Source organism: Dactylosporangium sp. NPDC000521 (genome assembly GCF_042898305.1).
Taxonomy (GTDB): domain Bacteria; phylum Actinomycetota; class Actinomycetes; order Mycobacteriales; family Micromonosporaceae; genus Dactylosporangium.
In genome coordinates, this window is sequence record NZ_JBIAYW010000001.1 from 203,545 (window position 1) to 224,879 (window position 21,335).

General features: G+C 70.4%; 18 protein-coding genes and 2 pseudogenes. 14 read left to right on the forward strand and 6 right to left on the reverse strand.

What is annotated here, in order from left to right; genetic code table 11:
• The first annotated feature begins 286 nt into the window (after window positions 1-286).
• The 6 genes from ACFY3L_RS00925 (at window position 287) to ACFY3L_RS00950 (ending at window position 8,688) form a co-directional block, all read left to right on the forward strand.
• On the forward strand, window positions 287-2,284 hold the full coding sequence (locus ACFY3L_RS00925) for an alpha-L-fucosidase (RefSeq protein ID WP_389317064.1): 1,998 nt from the start codon (window positions 287-289) through the stop codon (window positions 2,282-2,284).
• A 310-nt stretch (window positions 2,285-2,594) separates the two neighbouring features.
• Window positions 2,595-3,665 (forward strand): sugar ABC transporter substrate-binding protein, encoded by a 1,071-nt coding sequence (locus ACFY3L_RS00930; protein WP_389317066.1) that lies wholly within the window; start codon window positions 2,595-2,597, stop codon window positions 3,663-3,665.
• Window positions 3,662-5,203 (forward strand): sugar ABC transporter ATP-binding protein, encoded by a 1,542-nt coding sequence (locus tag ACFY3L_RS00935; RefSeq protein ID WP_389317068.1) that lies wholly within the window; start codon window positions 3,662-3,664, stop codon window positions 5,201-5,203. The genes ACFY3L_RS00930 and ACFY3L_RS00935 overlap by 4 nt, the downstream gene beginning before the upstream one ends.
• Window positions 5,196-6,218: an ABC transporter permease gene (locus ACFY3L_RS00940; RefSeq protein ID WP_389317071.1), complete on the forward strand. Its 1,023-nt coding sequence runs from the start codon at window positions 5,196-5,198 to the stop codon at window positions 6,216-6,218. Before ACFY3L_RS00935 ends, ACFY3L_RS00940 begins: the two co-directional genes overlap by 8 nt.
• Before the next feature lie 224 nt (window positions 6,219-6,442).
• Window positions 6,443-7,768 carry an enolase C-terminal domain-like protein gene (locus ACFY3L_RS00945; RefSeq protein ID WP_389317074.1) on the forward strand — a complete coding sequence of 442 codons (1,326 nt, stop codon included), beginning with the start codon at window positions 6,443-6,445 and terminating at the stop codon, window positions 7,766-7,768.
• Between the two features lie 35 nt (window positions 7,769-7,803).
• Window positions 7,804-8,688, forward strand: a complete 885-nt coding sequence (locus ACFY3L_RS00950) for an amidohydrolase family protein (RefSeq protein ID WP_389317077.1) — start codon at window positions 7,804-7,806, stop codon at window positions 8,686-8,688.
• Window positions 8,689-8,714: 26 nt separating this feature from the next.
• Here ACFY3L_RS00950 and ACFY3L_RS00955 read toward each other — a convergent pair whose 3' ends face one another.
• On the reverse strand, window positions 8,715-9,428 hold the full coding sequence (locus tag ACFY3L_RS00955; protein ID WP_389317079.1) for a FadR/GntR family transcriptional regulator: 714 nt from the start codon (window positions 9,426-9,428) through the stop codon (window positions 8,715-8,717).
• 144 nt (window positions 9,429-9,572) lie between these two features.
• Between ACFY3L_RS00955 and ACFY3L_RS00960 the strand changes: the two are divergent.
• Both ACFY3L_RS00960 and ACFY3L_RS00965 read left to right on the forward strand, forming a co-directional pair.
• Window positions 9,573-10,037 (forward strand): annotated as a pseudogene (locus tag ACFY3L_RS00960) (aldo/keto reductase); the annotation flags it as partial.
• An 85-nt stretch (window positions 10,038-10,122) separates the two neighbouring features.
• A complete protein-coding gene (locus ACFY3L_RS00965; protein WP_389317082.1) occupies window positions 10,123-10,626 on the forward strand; it encodes an SDR family oxidoreductase in 504 nt (167 codons plus the stop codon).
• A 106-nt stretch (window positions 10,627-10,732) separates the two neighbouring features.
• Here the strand turns inward: ACFY3L_RS00965 and ACFY3L_RS00970 are convergent.
• A pseudogene (locus ACFY3L_RS00970) lies at window positions 10,733-10,882 on the reverse strand (cellulose binding domain-containing protein); the annotation flags it as partial.
• Window positions 10,883-11,385: 503 nt separating this feature from the next.
• Between ACFY3L_RS00970 and ACFY3L_RS00975 the strand changes: the two are divergent.
• Together ACFY3L_RS00975 and ACFY3L_RS00980 are read left to right on the forward strand one after the other, a co-directional pair.
• Window positions 11,386-13,008 carry a cellulose binding domain-containing protein gene (locus ACFY3L_RS00975; RefSeq protein ID WP_389319117.1) on the forward strand — a complete coding sequence of 541 codons (1,623 nt, stop codon included), beginning with the start codon at window positions 11,386-11,388 and terminating at the stop codon, window positions 13,006-13,008.
• A gap of 280 nt (window positions 13,009-13,288) precedes the next feature.
• The gene (locus ACFY3L_RS00980; protein ID WP_389317085.1) at window positions 13,289-14,224 is read left to right on the forward strand and encodes an amylo-alpha-1,6-glucosidase; all 936 of its coding nucleotides are present in this window, start codon (window positions 13,289-13,291) and stop codon (window positions 14,222-14,224) included.
• Between the two features lie 105 nt (window positions 14,225-14,329).
• On the opposite strand, the gene ACFY3L_RS00985 is transcribed toward ACFY3L_RS00980, so the two are convergent.
• Complete coding sequence (locus ACFY3L_RS00985; RefSeq protein WP_389317087.1) at window positions 14,330-14,692, reverse strand: DsrE family protein; 363 nt, start codon at window positions 14,690-14,692, stop codon at window positions 14,330-14,332.
• A 318-nt stretch (window positions 14,693-15,010) separates the two neighbouring features.
• On the opposite strand from ACFY3L_RS00985, the gene ACFY3L_RS00990 reads away from it, so the two are divergent.
• Window positions 15,011-16,519, forward strand: a complete 1,509-nt coding sequence (locus ACFY3L_RS00990; protein ID WP_389317090.1) for an SMI1/KNR4 family protein — start codon at window positions 15,011-15,013, stop codon at window positions 16,517-16,519.
• A 75-nt stretch (window positions 16,520-16,594) separates the two neighbouring features.
• Here ACFY3L_RS00990 and ACFY3L_RS00995 read toward each other — a convergent pair whose 3' ends face one another.
• Window positions 16,595-18,109, reverse strand: coding sequence for a cellulose binding domain-containing protein (locus ACFY3L_RS00995; RefSeq protein ID WP_389317093.1), 1,515 nt, complete (start codon window positions 18,107-18,109; stop codon window positions 16,595-16,597).
• A 25-nt stretch (window positions 18,110-18,134) separates the two neighbouring features.
• Between ACFY3L_RS00995 and ACFY3L_RS01000 the strand changes: the two genes are divergently transcribed.
• Window positions 18,135-18,374 carry a hypothetical protein gene (locus tag ACFY3L_RS01000; RefSeq protein ID WP_389317096.1) on the forward strand — a complete coding sequence of 80 codons (240 nt, stop codon included), beginning with the start codon at window positions 18,135-18,137 and terminating at the stop codon, window positions 18,372-18,374.
• 11 nt (window positions 18,375-18,385) lie between these two features.
• Window positions 18,386-19,318, forward strand: coding sequence for a hypothetical protein (locus ACFY3L_RS01005; RefSeq protein ID WP_389317099.1), 933 nt, complete (start codon window positions 18,386-18,388; stop codon window positions 19,316-19,318).
• 61 nt (window positions 19,319-19,379) lie between these two features.
• Here the strand turns inward: ACFY3L_RS01005 and ACFY3L_RS01010 are convergent, their stop codons facing one another.
• Both ACFY3L_RS01010 and ACFY3L_RS01015 read right to left on the reverse strand, forming a co-directional pair.
• On the reverse strand, window positions 19,380-19,970 hold the full coding sequence (locus ACFY3L_RS01010) for a hypothetical protein (protein ID WP_389317102.1): 591 nt from the start codon (window positions 19,968-19,970) through the stop codon (window positions 19,380-19,382).
• A 204-nt stretch (window positions 19,971-20,174) separates the two neighbouring features.
• The gene (locus ACFY3L_RS01015; protein WP_389317105.1) at window positions 20,175-20,546 is read right to left on the reverse strand and encodes a hypothetical protein; all 372 of its coding nucleotides are present in this window, start codon (window positions 20,544-20,546) and stop codon (window positions 20,175-20,177) included.
• Window positions 20,547-20,880: 334 nt separating this feature from the next.
• Between ACFY3L_RS01015 and ACFY3L_RS01020 the strand changes: the two genes are divergently transcribed.
• Window positions 20,881-21,222 (forward strand): ArsR/SmtB family transcription factor, encoded by a 342-nt coding sequence (locus ACFY3L_RS01020; protein ID WP_389317108.1) that lies wholly within the window; start codon window positions 20,881-20,883, stop codon window positions 21,220-21,222.
• Window positions 21,223-21,335 lie beyond the last annotated feature (113 nt).

Sequence of the window (21,335 nt, forward strand, 5' to 3'; positions counted from 1 at the left end):
TGTGCCGAGACCAAGCTCCTGAGCTGGGAAGATGCCGAATGTGGCGATGCCCGTGCGGGCGGTGTCGGTGGCTGAAATCGGTCGGGCTCTTGAAGCGGGGGCAAGGTTCTGGCACTGTCATTGCACGCTTCCGCCATGCAACCTGGAGCTCCGCGCACCGCCACGCGTGTGAGCGCTAACAACCGTCCGTCACCGGTGCGGAATCCGTCATCCAGCGCGCCGGCCGGGACGCGCGCGTGCCGTGTGCCCCGGCCGGCCCGCCACAGCCGTCCTTTGGAGGACTCCCATGTCTCCATCCCCCGTCTCCCGGCGGACGTTCCTGACCGTGCTCGGCGCGACCGGAGCCGCGGCGGCCACCGCCGGTGCCGACATCGTCCGGGCGCTGCCCGCGTCCGCCGCCATTCCCGGACCGACGAGCTACTCCGCCACGTGGGCGTCGGTCGACCAGCACCCGCCCGCGGCCGAATGGTTCCAGGACGCCAAGTTCGGCATCTACTACCACTGGGGTGCGTTCAGCGTGCCCGCGTACGCCAACGAGTGGTACCCGCGCAACATGTACAACAACGGCTCGAACGAGAACAACCATCACAAGAGCGTGTACGGCGATCCGTCGGTGTGGCCGTACCACAACTTCGTCGACGGCGCCCGGGACAAGGCCGGCAACCTCGTGCAGTTCGCGCCGCGGCTGCGGTCGGCCGGCGGCAACTTCGACCCCAACGAGTGGGCGCAGCTGTTCCTCGACGCCGGTGCCCGCTTCGCCGGGCCGGTGGCCGAGCACCACGACGGCTTCTCGATGTGGAACAGCAGCGTCAACGAGTGGAACTCGGTCAACCGGGGACCCCGGCTCGACCTGCTGCGGCTGCACGCCGACGCGATCCGCGCCAAGGGTCTGAAGCTGCTGGTCGCGATGCACCACGCGTACAACTTCACCGGCTTCTACCAGTGGGCGCCGGCGCAGTCCGACGCGAGCCTGCGCAAGCTGTACGGCCAGCTCGGCGCCGCCGCCGAGCAGCAACTGTGGTACGACAAGCTGCGCGAGGTGATCGACGGCTACCAGCCGGACATCCTGTGGCAGGACTTCAACCTCTCGCAGCTGCCCGAGTCGCGGCGGCTGGATTTCCTGTCGTACTACTACAACCGCGCGGTCGCCTGGAACAAGGAGGTCGTCGCCACCTACAAGGACGGCTTCAACAACCGGGGCGAGGTCTTCGACTTCGAGCGCGGCGGCCCGGCCGGCATCCAGAGCCCATACTGGCTCACCGACGACAGCATCTCCAGCTCGAGCTGGTGCTACACGGTCGGCATCGGCTACTACCCGGCCAACGCGCTGCTGCACGCGTTGATCGACCGGGTCAGCAAGAACGGCAACATGGTGCTCAACATCGCGCCGATGGCCGACGGCACCATCCCGTCCGGGCAGCGCACCGTCCTGTTGAGCATCGGCGACCACCTGCGCCGCTTCGGTGAGTCCGTCTACAGCACGCGCGCCTGGAGCGTGTTCGGTGAGGGGCCGACACAGATGGGCGGCGGGACGTTCCAGACGCCGCGGACCGGCACCGCGCAGGACATCCGGTTCACCCGCAGCAAGGACAGCCGCGTGCTGTACGCGACGATCCTCGGCTGGCCCGGCAGTACGGTCACCATCACCACACTGGCGGCGAACCGGATCGACCTCAGCACCCTGACTTCGGTGCAGCTGCTGGGTTCCTCCGCCGGCACGTACATCAACCTGCCGACGCGGACCCAGGACGGCAGCGGGCTGCGGATCACGATGCCGTCGGGCACCGCACCGTTCAGCGCGCCGGCGTACGTGGTGAAGCTCGTCTTCTCCGGAGCGATCCCGGTCCTCGGCGGCGGCAGCGGCGTCCCGACCGGCTGGGCACGGATCACCAACGTCTCCACCGGGCTGGCGCTGGACAGCGGCGGCAGTGTCGCGTCCGGGTCGCAGCTCAAACAGTGGAGCTGGGACGGCAGCACCAACCTGCAGTGGCAGCTGGTCGACGCCGGCGGCGGCTGGTGCCGCATCGTGAACCGCACCAACGGGATGGTCGCCGACAGCTGGGGCAACACCGCGAACGGCGCGACCGCGATGCAGGCGCCGTGGAACGGCGGCAACAACCAGCAGTGGCGGCTCGACAGCGTCGGCAACGGCCGCTACCAGATCGTCAACCGCGGCACGGGAACCGTTCTGGACAGCGGCGGCGACACCACCGTCGGCGCGCGGGTGAAGCTGTGGGCGCCGGGCTCCAGCACCAACCTGCAGTGGACCATCACCGCGGTCTGACCGTCGGCGTTGGTGGCGAGAACATCAGATGTTATGGCCGAACTGTGCCGGTAGATTAGGTGACGGTGAGTGATCCGTGCAGGGCTATGGACAGCCATCGTCACCTCGTCTATAAATACATCTGATGTCTGGCGGATCTCTGATCAGTCAGGTCCGCCGTACGCCCCGCACAACACCCCGCGCGCCGCGTGCGCCACCACACCCCGACATCCGGTCCACGCTCCCGCGTCCGCGGGCAGCGGCGGTCGACCGTGCCGACCTGCGCTTCGCGGCGCGCACCCACATCGAAGCGCACCACGGAAGGAGTCCGGTGAACCGTAAAGCTCTGCTCGGCTGCGGTCTGGCTGTCGCGCTCGGCGCGGCCACGCTCACCACTGGCTGCGGCAACGACGGCGGGTCCGGGACCGGCACCACAGGAAGTTCAGCGCCGCTGGTCGGGGTCGACTACCCCCGCTCGGACACCGACTTCTGGAACTCCTACATCAAGTACGCGCCGCAGTTCGCCAAGGAACTGGGTGTCGACCTCAAGGCCACCAACTCGCAGAACGACATCGCGAACCTCATCTCCAACGCGCAGACCTTCATCAGCCAGGGCGTGAAGGGTGTCGTGATGGCGCCGCAGGACACGGCGGCGATCGCCCGGACGCTGGGCCAGCTGGAGGCGAAGAAGATCCCGGTGGTCACCATCGACACCAGGCCGGACACCGGCAAGGTGTTCATGGTGGTGCGGGCCGACAATCGCGCCTACGGCACCAAGGCGTGCCAGTTCCTGGGCGCGAAGCTCGGCGGCAAGGGCAAGGTCGTCATGCTGCAGGGTGACCTGGCCTCGATCAACGGCCGGGACCGCACCGAGGCGTTCAACGAGTGCATGAAGAAGGACTTCCCCGGCATCACGGTGTTCGGTGAGGCGACCGACTGGAAGGCCGACGTCGCCGCGGCGAAGCTGCAGACCCGGTTCGCGTCGGACCCGGACATCAAGGGCATCTACCTGCAGTCGTCGTTCGCGCTGTCGGGCACGCTGCAGATCCTCAAGCAGAAGGGGCTGCAGGTCCCGCCATCGGACCCGAAGCACGTCTTCATCGTCTCCAACGACGGCATCCCCGAGGAGCTCAAGGACATCGGCAACGGCTCGATCGACGCGACGGTCAGCCAGCCGGCCGACCTCTACGCCAAGTACGGGCTGTACTACGTCAAGGCGGCGATCGACGGCAAGACCTTCCAGCCCGGGCCGACCGACCACGGCAGCACCATCATCCAGGTCCGTGACGGCCTGCTCGAGGACCAGCTCGCGGCGCCGCTGGTGACCCAGGACGGCGCGACGATCGGCGGCCAGCCCACCCTGAAGTCCGACGACAAGTCCCTGTGGGGCAACACCGCATGAGCTCCACCCGGCAAGGTTCGACCGACGGGCCGGTCGCCGGCGACCGGCCCGTCGTCGAGGCCGTCAACATCACCAAACGGTTCGGCTCGACGGTTGCGCTGTCCGACGCCGGCATCGCGGTCCGCGACGGCGAGACCCATGCCCTGGTCGGCCGCAACGGCGCCGGCAAGTCGACCCTCGTCAGCATCCTCACCGGCCTGCAGGCCCCCGACGACGGCGCCGTCACCTTCGACGGCATGCCGGCGCCGCCGCTCGCGGACCGCGACGGGTGGCGGCAACGGGTGGCGTGCGTCTACCAGAAGTCCACCATCATCCCGGCGCTGACCGTGGCGGAGAACCTGTTCCTGAACCGGCACGCCCGCGGCGCGGACCGGCTCATCCGCTGGTCCGTCCTGCGGCGCGAGGCCGAGCAGCTGCTCGCCACGTGGGCGGTGGACGTCGACGTGCGCCAGCCGGCCGCGACGCTGTCGGTGGAGCAGCGGCAGTTCGTCGAGATCGCGCGGGCGCTGTCCTTCGGTGCGCGGTTCATCATCCTCGACGAGCCGACCGCGCAGCTGGACGCCGCCGGGATCGGCCGGCTGTTCGAGCGGATCCGGGACCTTCGCGCCCAAGGGGTCACGTTCCTGTTCATCAGCCACCACCTGCAGGAGATCTTCGAGATCTGCGACCAGGTGACGGTCTTCCGCGACGCCCGGCACGTGCTGACCGCACCGGTGGCCGAGCTCAGCCGCCAGGCCCTGGTGGCGGCGATGACCGGCGAGGACGTGAGCATGCCCGAGGCCGTCCACCGGCCGCCGGCGACCGGCACATCCGTGCTGCTGTCGGTGCGCGGGCTGACCACCCGCTCCGGCGCGGAGCTGTCGATGCAGGCCCGCGCGGGCGAGGTCGTCGGCATCGCGGGCGGGGGAGGCAGCGGCAAGGTGGAGGTCGCCGAGGCGATCGTCGGGCTGTCCCGGCCCGTGGCCGGGACGGTCACCCTCGACGGCCGGGTGCTGCGCCCCGGCGACATTTCTGATGCGCTCGCCGCCGGTGTCGGCCTGGTCCCGCAGGACCGGCACCGCGAGGGCCTGGTGCCGCAGCTGTCGATCGCGGAGAACGTGACGATGACCGTCCCGCACCGCGTCGGGCGCAACGGGTTCATCTCGCCCGCGCGGCGGGACGCCGTCGCCAGGGACGCCATCACCGACCTCGCCGTCAAGGCGCCCGGCCCGCACGCGCCGGTCGCCGAGCTCTCCGGGGGCAACCAGCAGAAGGTGGTGATGGGCCGGGCCCTGGCCGGCGACCCGAAGCTGCTCGTGCTCATCACGCCGACCGCCGGGGTCGACGTGCGCTCCAAGCAGACGCTGCTCGGCGTCGTGGAGAAGGTGCGTCGTCAAGGTACCGCCGTGCTCGTCGTCTCCGACGAGCTGGACGACCTGCGCCAGTGCGACCGGGTGCTGGTGATGTTCCGGGGCCGGGTGGTGGGGGAGAAGGCGCACGGCTGGACCGACAACGAACTGGTAGCCGCCATGGAGGGGGTCGATGTCGACCATGACTGACACGTTGTCCGAGACCGCGGTGTCCTCACCGTCCGAGGTGCGCCGGAGCCTGGCCTTCGCGCGGCTTCGGGACCTGGCGCTGGTTCCGGCGATCGTCGCCGTCGCCGTCGTCGGGTACCTCGTCAACCCGGTGTTCCTGCAGTCCGACAACATCGTCAACGTGCTGCAGAGCATGTCGGAGATCTCCGTGCTGGTGCTCGCCCAGACGATGGTCCTGATCACCGGCAAGATGGACCTGTCACTGGAGTCGACGTTCGGGCTCGCCCCCGGCATCGCCGCCTGGCTGGTCGTCGACCCGGCGGTCACCCACGGACTCGGTGTCCACGCGCTGCCGCCGGCGCTGGCCGTCCCGGTCGTGCTGCTCGTCGGCGTTCTGGTAGGGGCCTTCAACGGGCTGCTCATCGTCCGCTTCGGGCTCAACGGCTTCATCGTCACCCTCGGCATGCTGATCGTCCTGCGCGGCCTGCTGACCGGCGTCTCCGGCGGCAAGACGTTCTTCGCACTGCCGCCGGCGATGACGTATCTGGGCTCCGCCTCCTGGCTCGGTGTCCCGGCGTCGGTGTGGGTGTCGCTGCTGCTGTTCGTCGCCGGGATCGTCGTGCTCGGCTACACCCGCGCCGGCCGGGCGCTCTATGCGATCGGCGGCAACGTCGACGCGGCCCGCGCGGCGGGCATCCGCACCGACCGGATCCTGTGGATCACCCTCGTCGTGGCCAGCATGCTGGCGGCCCTCGCCGGCCTGCTGATGAGCGGCCGGCTCGCCGCCGTGCCCGCCGCGCAGGGCGACGGCGCGATCTTCCAGGTCTTCGCCGCGGCGGTCATCGGCGGAGTCAGCCTCAACGGCGGCCGGGGGACCGTCTTCGGTGCCTTCACCGGCGTCCTGCTGCTCTTCATGATCATCAACGTGCTGACGCTGGCCGGCGTGCCCGCCCAATGGACGAACTTCCTCAACGGCGCGGTCATCCTGGTCGCGCTGGTGGTCTCCCGCATCACCGGCGGCAAGGCGCAGACTTGACGTAGGCGGCCGCCCCTCAGAGAACACCGAACATCGCATGTTTCGCCGAGCGATGCGACTGTCGCGTTCGCGAAACCGGCCATCCGCAAGCACATGCCGGACAGTGCTGCATCGGCAACGTGCAAATACATCAGATGTGCGCGGACGGCTGTCGATACCTCCGTCGCATTCGACGTCGCCTGCCGGGTGCTGCCCGCGCGGCGACACAACTTCCAGGAGCATCGGTGACTGAGCGCATCTCGTCCGTGGACACCATCGACGTCAGGTTCCCCACCTCCCGGCACCGCGACGGGTCCGACGCGATGAACCCGTTCCCGGACTACTCCGCGGCCTACGTCGTGCTGCGCACCACCTCAGGGGCGGAGGGCCACGGGCTCGTGTTCACCGTGGGCCGCGGCACCGAGATCGAGGTCGCGGCGATGCGGTCACTCGCCGGGATGGTGGTCGGCCAGCCCGTCGACGCGCTGCTGGCCGACCCGGGCGCGCTGGCCCGCCGGCTCACCGGCGACAGCCAGATCCGCTGGCTCGGCCCGGAGAAGGGCGTCGTGCACATGGCCGCCGGCGGGCTGGTCAACGCCGTCTGGGACCTCGCCGCCCGCCGGGCCGGCGAACCGCTGTGGAAACTGCTGGCCGGCCTCACCCCCGAACAGCTGGTGGCCCAGATCGACTTCCGGTACCTGCGCGACGCGCTCACCGAGGACGAGGCGCTCGCGCTGCTGCGCGCCGCCGCCGGCGGCCGCGCCGACCGGGAGCGGACCCTGCTGCAGCACGGCTACCCGGCCTACACCACGACGCCGGGCTGGCTCGGCTACGACGACGACAAGCTCGCTCGGCTCTGCCGCGAAGCCGTCGAGGCCGGCTACGAACTGATCAAGCTCAAGGTCGGCGGCAACCTGGCCGACGACGTGCGCCGGCTGCGCATCGCCCGGGAGGCGGTCGGCCCGGCGATCCGCATCGCCGTGGACGCCAACCAGATCTGGGGCGTGCCCGACGCGATCGCGTGGATGCGCGAGCTCAGCGCCTTCGACCCGTACTGGATCGAGGAACCGACATCACCGGACGACGTGCTGGGCCACGCCGCGGTCCGCAGGGCACTCGCGCCGGTCAAGGTCGCCACCGGCGAGCACGGGCACAACGCCGTCATGTTCAAGCAGCTGCTGCAGGCCGAGGCGATCGACGTCGTGCAGATCGACGCGTGCCGGGTCGGCGGCGTCAACGAGAACCTCGCGATCCTGCTGCTCGCCGCGAAGTTCGGGGTGCCGGTCTGCCCGCACGCCGGCGGTGTGGGGCTGTGCGAGCTGGTGCAGCACCTGGCGATGTTCGACTTCGTCGCGGTCAGTGGCAGCACCAAGGACCGGGCCATCGAGTACGTCGACCACCTCCACGAGCACTTCGTGGACCCGGTGCGGATCAGCGGCGGACGCTACCTGGCACCTACCGCACCCGGCATGAGCGCGCAGATCGTCCCCGCCTCGCTGGACGCCTTCCGATTCCCGGACGGCCCGGAATGGGCGGGTGCGGCGGACCAACCGCTGACGACCGCCGCCTGAGCACCATCCGCAGACACCGCGACCACGGAGGCCATGTGATCATCGACGCCCACCACCACCTGTGGCAGCCGGAACAGGGCTACCACTGGCTCGACGGGCCGGGACTGGAGGCCATCCGCCGGCCGTTCACACCCGCCGACCTGACCGCGGAGCTCACCGCGGCCGGCGTCGCCGGCACCGTGCTCGTCGAGGGCGGGCGGTGCGACGTCGCCGAGGCGGCCGAGTTCCTGGGCAACGCCGCCGACACCCCCGCCATCGCCGGGGTCGTGGCGTGGATCGACGTGGCCGCCCCGGACGTGGCGGCGACCATCAGCCGGTACCGGCGGCTGCGCGGCGGTGATCTGCTGGTCGGGGTGCGCGCACAGGTGCAGGGCGAGGACGACCCCGACTACCTCGACCGGGCCGACGTGCGGCGCGGCCTCGCCGCGATCGCCGCGGCGGGCCTGGTGTTCGACCTGGTGATCCGGGCGGATCAGCTGCCGGCCGCCGCCCGCGCGGCGCAGGCGGTGCCGCAACTGCGCTTCGTGCTCGACCATCTCGGCAAGCCGCGCATCGCCGACGGCGACGAAGGGCTGCGGCGGTGGCGCGAACCGTTCGCGGCCCTGGCCGCCAACCCGAACGTCACCTGCAAGCTGTCCGGGATGGTCACCGAGGCGGGCCCGGGCTGGACCGTCGAAGCGCTGCGCCCGTTCGTCGCCGCCGCCGTGGAGTGCTTCGGCCCCGGACGTCTGATGTTCGGCTCGGACTGGCCCGTGTGCCTGCTGGTCGCGGACTACCGCGGCGTACTGCGGGCACTGCGGGACGCGCTCCCGCCGCTGTCCCGGCGGGGGCACGCCCAGATCTTCGCGGGCACCGCGATCCGCACCTACGACCTGTCAGGGCGGCTGCAGGCCGCGCGGCGGACCGGGGCGCCGGGATGACCCGCGGCGCGGTCGCGGCCGACCGGTCAGGCCTTGCCGGACCGGCGGGCGTCGGCGACGGGCGAGGACAGCACCGTGCGCAGCCACGCCTCCGAGGTGTTGACGTGCAGCAGGGCGCTGGCGTGGGCGAGCAGCTGGTCCCGCGAGCGCAGGGCGAGATAGATCGCGTGATGTTCGTCGATCGTCTTGTGCGCCGAGTTGCCCTCGATCAGGCCGCGCCACACCCGGGCCCGCAGGGTGCGGCTCGACAGCCCGTCCAGCAGCGACGTCAGCGTCTCGTTGCCGGTCGCCGCGACCACAGTGCGGTGAAACGCCGTGTCGAAGCCGATGAGCTTCTCCGCGTCGTCGGCGGCGCTGCGCATGTCCTGCAGGATCTGCGCGAGCTCGTCGAGGTCGTCGTCGGACATGCGCAGGGCCGCCAGGCCGGTCGCCACCGGCTCCAGCATGCGACGCACCTCCATGACCTCCAGCAGGGTGTCGTCGCGCAGCAGCTCCACCGCCACGCCGAGGCCTTCCAGCAGCAGCCGGGGCGCGAGGCTCGTCACGTAGGTGCCGTCACCGCGACGCACATCGAGCACGCGGGCCGACTCGAGCACCTTCACCGCTTCCCGCACGCCGCTGCGCGACAGCCCCATCTGCGCGGCCAGCTGCTGCTCCGGCGGCAGCCGGGAGCCGGGCGGCAGCTCACCGCTCTGGATCATGCTGCGAATCCTGGTGATCGCCTCATCGGTCAGTGCCACCGAGTGTCCTCCGAACCCCGTCCTGCGTTCACCGGCATCGGGACCTGTCCCGGCGCATCCCCACTATAGATACATCAGATGTTTGCGGCCGTCAGGCGCCGTACCACGGCGCGGCGACGACGGCGGAAAGGCATATGGCATCCAATGCGGTACCGCCCCCTCGGCCGCACCGACCCCATCGACCTCATCCAGTGCCACGACATCGAGTTCGGCGACGCCGGACAGATCGTCGAGGAGACCCTGCCCGCGCTCGCGGTGCTGCGCGAGGCGGGCAAGGTGCGGTTCATCGGCGTCACCGGATATCCGTTGCCGGCACTCACCCGAGTCGCGCAGGCGGCCCCGATCGACACGGTGCTGTCGTACTGCCGGTACACGCTGCTCGACCGGGCGCTCGGTGCGACGGCGCCGCTGTTGCACGCCGATGGCACTGCGGTGCTCAACGCGTCACCGCTGGCCATGGGGCTGCTCACCCGGCGGGGCGCACCCGGCTGGCATCCCGCGCCGCCGGCGGTGCGCGAGGCCGCCGCCGCGGCGGCCCGGCTGTGCGACGAGCGTGGCGCCGACATCGCACAGGTGGCGCTGCGCTTCGCCGCGGAGCCGGAGGCGTTCGCCACGACGTTCGCCGGCTCCGCCGACCCGCAGGAGGTGACCCGCAACGTCCGGGCGGCGCTGGCTGAACGGGCGGCCGTCACCGGTGGACATCCTGGTCAACAACGCGGGCACGATCCGCCGGGCGCCGGCCGCGGTGCACTCCGACGAGGACTGGGACCACGTCCTGGAGGTCGACCTGTCCGCCCAGTTCGTCCTCGCGCGGGAGGTCGGCCGGGGGATGCTCGCACGCAACGAAGGGAAGATCATCTTCACGGCGTCGATGCTGAGCTTCCAGGGCGGCGTGACGGTCCCCGGCTACGCCGCCGCGAAGTCCGGCATCGCCGGACTGACCCGGGCCCTGGCCAACGAATGGGCCGGGCAGGGAGTCAACGTCAACGCGATCGCGCCCGGCTACATCGCGACCGACAACACCCAGGCGCTGCGGGACCAGCCGGACCGCAACAAGGCCATCCTCGAGCGGATCCCGGCCGGGCGGTGGGGCCGCGCCGAGGACCTGGCCGGTGTCACGGTCTTTCTCGCATCCGACGCGTCGAGCTACGTGCACGGCGCGGTGATCCCGGTCGACGGCGGCTGGCTCGCCCGTTGACCGCGCCGCCGCCTTCGGGGGCGCGGCTCGGCGAAGCGGTGTGGCGGCAGGCTACCGCCACACCGCGGTCGAGGCGCCGGGGTGGTCGCCCGCAGGGCATGCGGCGTCAGCCGGTGGTGCACGCCGTGCCGTTGAGGGCGAACGACGACGGCTTCGTGGTGGTGCCGGAGTGGTTTGCCTGGAATCCGATGCTGACCGAGGCGCCCGGTGGGATCGAGCCGTTGTAGGAGACGTTGTGTGCGGTCACCGCCCCGGACTCATCCGTGGGGATCGTTAACATGTCCTCCGTTTCAATGCTGGGGACCCGGTGCGAGGTCTGCGGCCGAATCACCGGCGACCGACCCGGGGTGAGCGATCACATTTCAGTATTGGTCCGGCCTCGTAGTTCAATCTGGCGTCAACTCGGACCACTTTCTGAAGATGGGTCACCGCAGTGGGCGCCGTCCCAGTTCGGAAGCTGTTTGATGAGCTGTGCTGGGAATTGTTATGGACCCGGGGCCTCTTGAGTCGCAATTCCTGGTGCGGAAAGTTACATCCTTCCCTCGCCTGGTAGCGGCGGCAGATGTGGATGGCCACTTGAATGGACGGCGTATTTCTGACACCGTCGGTGCCTCGTCATTAGCGCTAACATCGACATCTTCAGGGGCGATCGACGCGGAACGGCATCAAAGACCAGAAAGGCACGACATGACACAGGATCAGAAGGAACCCGTGCACTCGGAGCGGCGGTCGCTGAGCCGGAGAACCGTGCTGACCACCATGGGGGCCGTGCCGGTCCTCACGGTCGCGGCGTCGGTGCTGCGGGCGACGGAGGCCGCGGCGGCGACGGCGAACATCAATCCGTCCGCGGCGCGGCAGACGATCCGGGGCTTCGGCGGCATGGCGCACGCGGCATGGATCGGCGACCTCACCGCCGCCCAGCGGACCACTGCGTTCGGTGGCGGTGACGGCCAGCTGGGGTTCTCCGTGCTGCGGATCCCCGTCGGGGAGAACCAGGCGGACTGGAGCCGCGACCTGGCGACGGCGAAACGCGCCGTCGAGCTCGGCGCGACCGTCATCGCCTCGCCCTGGAACCCGCCCGCGAGCATGATCGAAACCTTCACCCGCGGCAGCCAGACCAACGCGAAGCGCCTGCGGTACAGCTCCTACGGCGCCTACGCCCAGCACCTGAATGACTTCACCACCTACATGCGCAACAACGGAGTCAACCTGTACGGCATCTCGGTGCAGAACGAGCCTGACTACGCGACCGACTGGACGTGGTGGACCTCCGCCGAAATCGTCCGGTTCCTGCGGGAGAACGCCGGCTCGATCGGAACCAGGGTCATCGCCCCCGAGTCGTTCCAGTACGTGAAGTCGATGTCGGACCCGATCCTCAACGACGCCACGGCGCTGGCCAATGTGGACATCATCGGGGCCCACCTCTACGGCACGTCGTATGCGAACTTCCCGTACCCGCTGTTCAAGCAGAAGGGCGCGGGCAAGGAACTCTGGATGACCGAGGTCTACTACCCGAACAGTTCCGATTCGGGTGACCTCTGGCCGCAGGCCCTCGACGTGGGGGAGCACATCCACCACGCCATGGTCGACGCCGAGTTCCAGGCGTACATCTGGTGGACGATCCGCCGCAGTTACGGGCCGATGCGGGAGGACGGCCAGATCAGCAAGCGCGGCGCGATGATGGCGCAGTTCGCCAGGTTCGTGCGTCCGGGCTATGTGCGGGTCGACGCGACGGCGAACCCGGCGACGAACGTGTACGTCTCGGCGTACCGGGGCGGCAACACCGTGGTGATCGTCGCGGTCAACAAGAACACCTCGTCGGTGAGCCAGCAGTTCACCCTGGCGGGCACCACCGCGTCCGGCAGCGTCGCCAGCTGGCTGACCGACGCGAGCCGCAACGTCGCGCCGCAGAGCGCGCAGACGATGGCGAACGGCTCGGTCACCGTCACGCTTCCCGCCCGCAGCGTGACGACGTTCGTGACCAGCGTGAGCGGCACCCCGCCGACCAGCCCGTCGCCGAGCATCACGCTCTCTCCCACGCCCAGCCAGTCTCCCACCGGTGGCTCGGGTCCCCGGGTCGCGTACACGATGAACACCTGGAGCTCTGGGTTCACGGCCAGCATCAGCATCACCAACACCGGCTCCGCGACGTTCAACGGCTGGACGCTCCGCTTCACCCTGCCTTCAGGCCAGGCCATCACGTCGGGCTGGAACGCCACCTTCACACCGTCCAGCGGCCAGGTGAGCGCCACCAACGTCAGCTACAACGGGACCCTCGCGCCCGGGGCCACCGTCGACATCGGCTTCCAAGCCACCCACACCGGGAACACTGCCGAACCGACCGCCTTCACTCTCAACGGCATCCCCTGCACCGTGGTCTGACCGGTGGACTCAGCACCGTACGGAAGCCCGGCGTTGTGCGTGCCGTCGTCTGACCAGCCAGACCCGGGTCAGCACGGCCATCGCGACCGCGATCGCGCCGGGCTACGTCGCGACCGACAACACCCAGGCACTGCGGGACCCGCCGGACCGCATTCGGGGTGGCATGTCACACCCAGGACCTCACATCGAGCGACTTCGCATCTTCGGTCAACCCGCCCCGGACCGAACAGATATCGGATGAGGGATGGCGTCACGGTTGCTAGCGCTGTGTCCACGAACGTTGGCCGGGATTTTCCAGATCGTCTTCGACCACCAGGACCAGGCCGGCGCCCTTCCGGACTCCATCACCCACTCCGAGGTCCTGTACAACTTCGTCAAGCCGCCCATTCACGGCTGGGCCCTGCGCAAACTGCGCCGGCACCTGCCCGGCCTCGACGCCGAGGACCTGCGAGCGACCTACACCGCGATGGCTCGCTGGAGCACGTTCTGGCTCTCGGCCCGCCGCGCCCCCGGCGAGACCCTGCCGCACTACCAGCACGGCAACGACAGCGGCTGGGACAACGCGACCACCTTCGACCCGCACCGCCTGGTGCAGTCCGCAGACCTCGCCGCCTTCCTCATCCTGCAGCTCCGCGAGCTCACCGACCTTGCCACGACCCTCGGACTCGCGGAGGAGGCGGGGCGGTGGACCGAGACCGCCGACCAGCTGCGGGCCGCGATGCTCGACACCCTGTGGGCCGGCGACCGGTTCGCTGCCCGCCGTCCCGGCACCTCCACGACGTGGACCAGCGACAGCCTCCTGAACCTCATGGCCGTGGCCCTCGGAGACGACCTGCCGCCGGCCGTCAGCGCCGCACTGGCCGACCGCATCCGCACCCACCTCACCGCGTACGGGCCGGCGACGCAGCACCCCCGGTCCCCGCTGTACGAGCCCGACGGCTACTGGCGAGGTCCGATCTGGGCTCCGTCCACCCTGCTCATCGAGGACGGCCTGCGCCGGGCCGGTCACATCCAACTCGCGGACGACATCAGCCAACGGTTCCGCGCACTGTGCGAACGATCCGGATTCGCCGAGAACTTCGACGCCCTCACCGGCGCCGGACTCCGCGACCGGGCGTACACCTGGACCGCGAGCGTCTACCTCATCCTCGCCGCCGATCACACGCAACGCACCGCCGCCCACCGGGCCGGCGCCATGAGCGCGCCGCAACCCTGACAGCCTCCCGCGAGCAGTGCGGCGAGCGGAAACGCGACGAGGGCCAAGATTCTGAAGCGCCGAATGTACGGCCGAGCCGGACTCCTGCTTCTGGGCACCAGGCTGTCAGTAGCTGAAGGTCACGGCAGGGTCGTCGCCGATCCACTGCCACATCTGGACGGTGCCGCCGGCTTCCGCGTTGCCGCGGAATCCGGCCGGGTCGACCTTGCGGGCCTGCACGCAGATCGGGCAGACCAGGAATGTGCCGCCGGCCTTGGCGTAACGGTCGAGGAGATCCGCCAGTGGGGGGCAGCCGTCGCAGGCGACGGCCTGGGCGAATCCCTCGGTGGCCAGCCGGACCGCCTCCTTGGTCAGGAACATCAGCGTCGGTCGTCCCTGCTCGGCCGCCCCCACGGCGACGAGGAACGCGACGGTGACCGTCTCGGCGTCCTCCAGACCTGTGTTGAGACTGATCACTGCCTTGTTCATGGTGTCACCTCTCGGTTCAGCGCAATGGTCCTACGTCGGTGATCAGCGTGCTCCGAGGCGCACCACCGGTCATCCGTGCGCGGCACGGAAAACCGCACGGACGCCAGGTCCGTGGAGGGACAAGTGCTCCTGTGCGTGCCGGGCTGCAACCGGCGACGTCGGCCTGCGGCGGACGCGAAGCGTTGGACGCAGCGGAAGACGGTGGCGTGGCCGGCCTCAACGCCACGACGTCACGGCAGGAGAGGTGGTGCTGTCGCTGCCGTATCCGCCAGGCCCGCGGTGTGCCATCGGTCGATCGAGGGCGATACGGTGCGGGGCATGACAGCTACGGGGGACGAGATCACGCCGGGCGACACCGCCTCGGACGCCCTGCGCGACGCCGGCCGCCTCGTGTTCGAGCACGGGCCGGTCGGCTGGCGCACGGCCACGCTGTCGGTCGACCTGGTCGCCCGCGGGCACGGCGGTGAGGGAGTGCGGTACGTCGCCGAGGACGGCAGCGGCCTGTACAACCCCGAGATGCGCCACGACGCGGTCGCCGCACCGATGCTCGAACTGTTCGGCCGGCTCACCGAGGGAACGAAGTTCCGTCAGGCCATGGTGCACCTGACCGTCGACGCCGACGGACAGTTCGACGCGGTCGCCCGGTTCGGGCTGCGCGAGTCGAACGTCGGCAGCTCCTACACCGTGCAGCTACGTACCGGCGTGCCACCGGAAAGCCTCGACCCGGACCCGGTCCCGCTGGATCCCACGTACGCCGGCGACCCCGACCGTGCGGTCGCGCTGCTGCTGGAACAGAGCGGCGACGACCTGCCTCCGGGCGCGACCGAGGACGAGATCGCGGCAGCGGAGGCGAAGCTCGGCCACCGGCTGCCGCCGGACCTGCGGGCGTTGTTCGCGCTGGCGGACGGCGGCGGCACGATCGACGGCTGGCGCCGGTACCCGCTAGCCGAGGTCACCGGCATGCACGGGATCACCTCGGCGCCGGCCGGAGGCGGCTGGCCGGAGGTGTGGAACCGGGTCGTCCTCGACGCCGACCCGGCCGGCACGGTCCGCCGGGCGAGCGGCCACCCCGGCTGGATCCCGATCGCCGACGACGCCGGCGGCAACTTCCTCGCCGTCGACCTCGCCCCGGCCCGGCACGGCCGGCCGGGCCAGGTCATCAACGTGGGCGTCGACTGGAGCACCCGCCCCGGGTACGTCGCCGACTCCGTCACCACAGTGCTGGCCGGCCCGCCACGCCGGACCTCCCCGCGACCCGACCTCCGGCTGGAGAAGCGCGGCGGCGGCGAGATCGACCTCGAACCGCTGCGGCGGCTGCCCGACGTCCAGGAGCTGCGCCTGTACTACGGCACCGTGAACACCGCCGAGCTCGCCGGGCTCCACCGGCTGCGCGTGCTGGCGATGACCGTCCGCGCGGACCTCGCACCGCTGGGAGCGCTGCCGGTGGAGCATCTCATGGTGAACGGGGCGTCGGACCTGGCGCCGCTGGCCGGCCACCCGGCCCTGCGTTCACTGGCCCTGTTCGGGGGCACCGAACCGCGCGACCTGACGCCGCTGCGGAGCGTCCCGAACCTGCACGGACTGTCCCTCGCCCGCGCCGCCACGGCCGACCTCACCGTCCTTGCCGACCTGCCGTCGCTGCAGTACCTGGACCTGACGTTCGACCAGTGGCAACAGCTGCGACCGCTGCTGGACCGCATCGACCTGCACGCGGCCACCCTCAGCGGCGACCCTACGCCCCGGCAGGCCATCGCCTGGCGAGCCCTCTTCGACGCCGACGCGGCCGAGACGGCCCGGCACACCAGGTCTGCCCGCGGCCGCCTGTGACCGCTTCGAGCTCGCCGCTCCGCGAGGTCAGCACCACGCCGCACCACGCGGCACCGCGCTCAGCGTGACAGCCGATCACCAGGCCAGGGGGAGGGTCGACAGATGCCAGGACAGGGCGGTGGCGAGGACCTGGTGGTCGTGCAGGGACGGGTGCCAGTCGCAGCCCAGCAGGTCCAGGCCCAGGGCGGTGTTGTCGTAGTACAGCGACGAGACCCGGGCGTCGCCGGCGCTGTTGCGGGCCTGGACGATCTGCTGGATCGAGTCGGCGAAGGCCGTCGTCATGTACGTCAGGTCTGGGTATGTGAGCACGATCTGCGTGCTCGTGCCGTACCGGGTCCGCAGCCTGTCGATGAACGTCTGGTACGCCGCGCGGTAGTAGGCGGCGAGCGCGCCGGTCGTCGACCACTTCTCGCCGGACGTCAGCGCCGTGGAGAAGTCGTTGATGCCCAGGCCGACCACCACGACCTGCGGCCGCCACGTGCTCGGCACCGGCCACACGCCGCTGTTGTACAGCGCCTGCAGGTCCTTGTCGTAGTAGCTCGCCGGGAAGTTGTACGCGGTGTTCTGGCCGCCGTAGTTGCGGACCATGCCCATGCCGGACCAGGCGATGATCTGGTAGTCGGCGTTGAGACCCTTCGCGGTCAGCGCGCCGAACGACGCGTCGGCGTTGGAGTTGCGGGTCACGCCGCCGTTGCTGTTGCAGTCGCGGGTCGTCGACATGTTGCCGTAGCCGGCGGTCCACGAGTCGCCGATGAACTCGATCTGCCGGCTGCGCCTGGCGGCCTTCGCCAGGATCGCGCCGCCGGTGTCGGCGACCAGGCCGCCGAACTCGCCCGCGGCCCACGGGCTCTCGGTCCGCTTCGCCAGCCGTACGGTGTGCTCGCCGCCCGGTAGGCCGCGCACCCAGTACGTGGTCCGCCCCGGCGCCACCAGGTTCGCCACGGTCGTGCCGTCGACCTGCACGACGTAGTCGTTGTTGGCGTCGTTGAGCACCAGGCCGACGCCGGTACCGCGGAACCGGCCCTCGAAGTACGTGCCGGGCCACGTGAACTGCACGGCGGTCCCGGCCGCTCGGACCCGCCCCACCGTGCTGACCTGATCCAGCACGGTCCCCGCCGGAGCACTGCCGGAAGCGGTGGGCGATGCCGTCGGTGAGGTGGAAGTCGTGCTACCCGTACAGGCGACGCCGTTGAGCGCGAAGGTCCCCGGCACGGGGTTGGACGCGTCGTTCCAGGTGCCGCCGAAGCCGAAGTTCGTGGTGGCGCCGGTGCCGAGGGCGGCGTTCCACGCGGCATTCGTGACCGTCACGGCGGACCCCGACTGGCTCACCGTGCCGTTCCACAACTGTGTGACGGTCTGCCCGGCGGTGAACGACCACGTCAGCCGCCAGCCGGCGAGAGGATCGCCGAGGTTGGTGACGTCCACGCTCGCGCCGAAGCCGCCCTGCCACTGGCTCGTCACGGTGTACTTGACCCGGCATCCGGCGGCGGCGTGCGCGGCCAGCGTCGTCGCGAGCACCCCGGTCGACCCGACGATGACCGTGGCGGCCGCGACGATCGTCGTACGGGACCACATCCGCGCTGATCGCATGGGCGCTCCTCCTCGATAGTTGTCGATGCGCTTCGATGCTGCCCCGATGCCGCCGCCCGCGCACGCCGCCGGGACCGGATCGCGTGTTCGGACGGCGTTCAGCAGCGGCGACGCGGCCCGCCGCCGGGAAACGTTCACGGCGATGCGCGCCGCCGACCACGTGCCACAGCACTCGGCCATGCAGCTGTACCCGTGCACGTTCGAGCAGTACGCGGCCGTCGCCGCCACCGTGCGGGTGACCGGGCCGGTTGCGCCCGGTTGGTAGCGTCCGCGCGCATGGGTGGCATTGTGCTCTCGATCAGTTTTGATGGTGACGGCGACGTCGACGCGGCGCGCGTGGCGATGTGGGAGGAGATGCGGACGTTCGCGCAGTGGTTCCATGTGCTCGGCGGGAAGGCCTACGACGAGCTGGACGACTACCTCGACGAGCTCGAACCGGCCGCGGAGCCGCATCAAGCCGGCGACCGGCGGATGTACTGGCGGTTCCCCAACCCCGCCGGCTGCTGCCCGCGCTCAATGCTCGCGTGGGCGCACTGGTGCATGGTCGCTGTCGCTGTCGACTGGGAGCAGATCGGGTACGTCGCCGGGCGGCGCGGGGTCACCATCACCGGACCGCGGCCCGACGTGGCGGCGGGCGAGGAGCGGTTGGTGGTCGTGCGCGACCGGCTGTGGCTCGTGGACGACGACGGGCTGCGGGGCGACAACCTGCTGCTGTCGTTCGACGAGCTGACCGAAGAGGAGGCCGGCCGCGTCGACGCCGCGCGGGAGCGGTGCGGGTGCGTGGTCTGCGCCGGGGTGCGGCCGGATCCCGAGATCCTCGCGGCGGTGCTCGCCGACCTGCACGGGGCCGACGACGGCCGGGCCGTGCAGGCCGCGTGGTACCTCGAGCGGATGGACAGCGCCACGCCCGAGGTCCTGGAGGCGCTCGTGCGGGTCGGCGAGCAGACCAGGCGGTTCCACTACGACGACTTCAGCCACCCGATCACGCGCTACGCCGGCCGCGTGCCCGGCGCGTGGACGCAGCTGATGGCCCTCGCGCCCGAGGTGGGCCAAGACGGGAGAGACATGGCCCTGCAGGCGTTGTTCCCGCTGTACGGTGCGCCGCATCGTACCGAGGACGAGCGGGACGCCTACCGGGCGGCGCTGCAAGCCGCCCTCGCCGAGTACGGCAGCGACACCGCGTTCTACCTGCTCAAGGACCTGGACTAGACCGGCCCGGCTTCTCGCGTATCGAGGACGCGTTGGTGCGACGGCGAGGGCGGGCACAGGTTCACTTCGCGGCGGGGTGCTTCGCGGTGGCCCGGCGCCCGAGAGCGGTCGCGGCGGCGATGGTTGCGGCCAGGCCGGCGAATCCGATCAGCGTGATGACGTCGAAGACCCGGCTGTCGAGGTCGGCGGCGAGGCGGGGCCCGAGCAGTCCGCGCGGATCGACGACCACGTCGACCGCGGCTCCGGACTCGTACTCGACCGTGTCGCGGAACTCGCCCGGCAGCGGCTCGCCGGCTGCGTCGTGCAGCGTGTAGTTGTACAGGCATCGGCCGTCGCGGCTCTCCATGCAGGACACGTCGCGGACCGTCGCGGTGGTGCGGGTGCCGGCGGCACGCAGGTACCAGTCAGCAGGGCCGGCAAACGCGGTCAGCAGCAGCACGAACACGAAGCCGAGCGCCACCCAGGTCGGCCAGATCCGCTCGGCGCTGAGCCGGAACAGCAGGAACGGCACGACCAGCAGTGCCGCGCTCGGTACCGCCGCCACCACCCACCACAGCGACCCGCCCAGCGCGCCCGCGAACCCGGCGATCAGCCAGACCAGCGACGTGGCGGCAACCAGCAGCGCGGCGTGCGGCCATCTGCCAGGCGACATGAACCTCATCATGATCACATTGTGGTCCGGGTATCACGGCGGGGCTGTCGAAAATCGGTCGTTTCGTGTACGGATCGGCGGCCGGGACGCCGGGAAGCTCGCCGAGCGTGGGCAGCAACGCTGGACGCGGTCGCCGAGGCAGGCTTCGTCCGGGCCGGCGAAGCCCCTCGACCGCCGGCGGCGACCGGGTCAAAGATCACCCAACTATAGATCGGTCTCGGTTTCGATCATGCGGAGCCGGTGCCGGGCCATGGCGAGGTTGGCGCGGTGCTTGAGCAGCACCAGGTAGAAGAACGTGCCTTTGCCGTTGCGGCTGGTCAGCGGTCGCAGCAGGTGGTATTGGCCGCCGAGGGTGATCAGGATGTCCTCGATCTGCTCGGTGATGCCGAGCATCTCGATGGCGCGCAGTTTCGCGCGGACGACGTCGCTGTTGCCGGCCGCGGCGATCGTCAGGTCGAGGTCGCGACCACCTCCGGCGGTGCCCAGGGCCATGCCGCTGGTGTAGTCCACGAGCGCCGCGCCGACGGCGCCTTCGATCTGCATCGCTTCCTTGAGCGCGACGTCCAGGTCCGGCATGACGTGTCCTCTCGATCCGGGGCTGCGGCGGTACGCAGACGGTCACCTCCATCGGCGCAGCGGTGAACGAGCGCCGGGAGCAGCACAACCACTGACGCGGTCGAGCGTGCGGACCGAGCGCCGATCGCATGTCGATGACCGGCCGGGTTCAGGATCGGGTTCCCGGCCAACGCCGCGTCGCACACGGTGTGCGATTCCGGTCGCGCCGAAGGCGAGACGATCTATGTGTTCGAGGGCCGTGTGAAGACTTCTTCAACTGCGCAAGTCGTCAACCGGTTGGCCCGCGACAGCCGGCGCCGGTCAGGGCCGGCCACGGTCAGGCGAGGAGGCGGGGGTGCCGGTTCCGCTGCATCAGGCGAAGGCCGAGCTGTTCCGCACATTGGGCCACCCGGCACGGATCCGGGTGCTGGAGTTGCTGCAGAACGGGCCGCGGCCGGTCCGTGACCTCCTCGCGGAGATCGACGTCGAGGCGTCAAACCTGTCACAGCAGCTCGCCGTGCTGCGCCGTGCCGGGATCGTCACGTCCTACCGCGACGGGTCGCTGGTGATGTACCGGCTGAGCACGACCCACGTGGCCGACCTGCTCGCGGTCGGCCGGCGACTGCTCGGCGAGCTGCTCACCGACCGGGACGAGCTGCTGGTCCAGTTGCGCAGCGACACCACCACGCCATCCTGACCGGCGACCAGCGACGAGCACTGCCCACGGCAGTTCGGCGCATCCCGACGCCGCACTGCCGCCGGTTCGCCTGACCATTCGAGGAGGGTTTCCTCGGCGCGGCGGCGTTACTG